The sequence below is a fragment of the Enterococcus sp. ARL09-542 genome, from assembly GCF_005234805.1.
GTDB classification, from domain to species: Bacteria; Bacillota; Bacilli; order Lactobacillales; family Enterococcaceae; genus Enterococcus_D; species Enterococcus_D gallinarum.
In genome coordinates, this window is record NZ_QPQX01000059.1 from 1 (window position 1) to 616 (window position 616).

1 protein-coding gene is annotated in these 616 nt (G+C 27.4%); it reads left to right on the forward strand.

What is annotated here, in order from left to right; all coding sequences use genetic code 11:
* Positions 1-233 (forward strand): hypothetical protein (locus DVW06_RS16890; RefSeq protein WP_077828676.1); only part of this gene is annotated, 233 nt, incomplete at its 5' end.
* Positions 234-616: the final 383 nt, after the last annotated feature.

A 616-nucleotide genomic window follows, 5' to 3' on the forward strand; every position in this document is an offset into this window, starting at 1 on the left:
TAGGTATGTTAATAGGGATATTAGTAAATATAGTAATTTTCACAGATTGGCTCGGGGTGTTATTTTCTAATCTTATTCCCATACTTATTATAGGCATTTGTGGAATTATACTTTCAATATTAGAACTTTTTGAAAGCAGAAATACAATGAATAGAATATTTGCTTGTATTATATTAATTGTTAATCTATTGCCTATGGTCTATTTTACTTTTTTATATTTTGCACTGGGATGAAATAAATTAACCAAAAGTTTCTTTTTCTTATAATGTGTATCAATATTAAAACTGAAAAAGATATGGATAATAGGATCAAAGCCCTCATTGGAACACTCAATATATTATCAGATTTAAATTTCAAATAGATAATTTCATTGTTTAGTAATATCGAAAGATACTTTTTTAATGATTGAAAAGAAATGCTAATAGGTCGACTTTATGTTCCTCTTGTGCAATCGTAAATTCAGAGGATCATAAAATTGATCTATTTTTTGTGTGTGCATAAAATGAAATAGGAAAACAACTTTTGGTTTACATAAGATATGGAATGGCAACACTTTTCTAGACAAAAATTATAAGGTCTGTTTATGACACCATATCCAGTTGCCCTTGACAACGAG